Source organism: Lacinutrix sp. YIN62, assembly GCF_057219185.1.
The window spans coordinates 1-1,550 of record NZ_JBXVVH010000066.1; the positions used below are offsets into that span (position 1 = coordinate 1).

1 protein-coding gene and 1 rRNA gene are annotated in these 1,550 nt (G+C 31.5%); both read left to right on the forward strand.

Annotated features, from left to right (window positions below):
* Nucleotides 1-133: 133 nt before the first annotated feature.
* Nucleotides 134-241: ribosomal RNA gene (gene rrf / locus AC2D8I_RS16160) — 5S ribosomal RNA — on the forward strand.
* 571 nt (nt 242-812) lie between these two features.
* The gene (locus tag AC2D8I_RS16165) at nt 813-1,292 is read left to right on the forward strand and encodes a hypothetical protein (protein ID WP_484707148.1); all 480 of its coding nucleotides are present in this window, start codon (nt 813-815) and stop codon (nt 1,290-1,292) included.
* Nucleotides 1,293-1,550: the final 258 nt, after the last annotated feature.

The window sequence follows — 1,550 nt, forward strand, 5'->3', positions numbered from 1 at the left end:
ATAGGCTTATTGTACGCCTGTTTTTTTAAAAGTTCAATAATTATTATTACCATACAAATTCATTTATTTTTTTTCAATATGTTATAACATACGGTTAGCAGTTAACACAAGAAACAGCACAGACCGCAAGATTTAAGGTGATTATAGCGATGGGGCTCACCTCTAACCATTCCGAACAGAGCAGTTAAGCCCATTAGCGCCGATGGTACTACAACCGTGGGAGAGTAGGTCGTCGCCTTTTTTAGAAATCCTCAACATTTATATGTTGAGGATTTTTTTTATGCCTTATTTTTAATACAAGTATAACAAGCTATTTATAAACGATTATAAATAGTTCTGCAAATAACTTATTCATTAAGCAGCAATATTTAGCTGTTTTTAAACGTTTATAAACGACTACAACTGTTTATAAACGGCTATTAAATATAACTTCTTAGGGGAAAGCCCAATCGTAATGCCTAGCACAGCTTAATAATCTCCTTTTGGCTATCATTATACGTATTAAAATAAACTATATTGCATAAGGAATATAAGTGCAAGTGTGTTGCTCTTATACAATAGTTGCCACACATTTGAGAAAAACAATCTACATAACATTAATTTTGGGAATTCTGATTTCTTGCAAACAGAAGAAAGAACCAAAACAAGCGGAAAATAAACCGACTGAAATTCCTGCGTGGAAAATCGATTTAGATACAATTTTAGAAAGAAATAATCCGAAAAGCCTTGACTTAACTAAACATCAACTTTTTATCGACACAACTCGGAATTCAAAGGTTTATGAAAAGGTAATTAACTGGAAACCGAATAGAATGGATAATGACGCAATTTCTTATTACGAGAAAGAAATTTCTAAAAAACAAAAACCAAAGAAAGTTTATTTAAAAGGATTTCCAAGACATTGGATTAGTTTAAAAAAGCTGGATAATGAGTTCGTGATTTACGAACCTTGTGACGGAAATACACCATCGTATGAATTCAATCAAAGTTCAGTTCTATTCTTTCATCAACTCGAAGCAGATGCTAACTTAATATCTGAACTAAAAAAATTGCGTGAAAACGAAATCGCTTTGGAATTATATACTATCCCACAGAAAACTGAATCTGAAAAAGCCGAATTAACAATAAAACCGACTGAATTTAAAAACGTTTATGAATTGACTTATAGTTTTGATAAAGTTATTAGTAAACAATTCGTTACACCGAATAATAAAGTATCAGAATTTGATATAATCGTGAATAATTGTCCGAAAATGAAAAGAATGGAATTTAATGGATTTGACAAAGATTAGCGAAAAAAACGTGTGGCAACACCGTATAAAATTAATTGCTAGTTTTGGCTCACTTGGGAAATTCCTTCGGAATTTCGCCGTTCGTGATTAATCTAGTAAATTAGTTGCTTGAAACACGCAACTAATCTTATACAACAACGTTGGGCTTAATTGTGACTCGTCCTGAATAAAGGCTACATAATTCAAGTAGATTATGTATAAAAATGACAGAGTTACTAGACGTTACAGTGAATCATTCAAATTAAAAATTTTAGACGA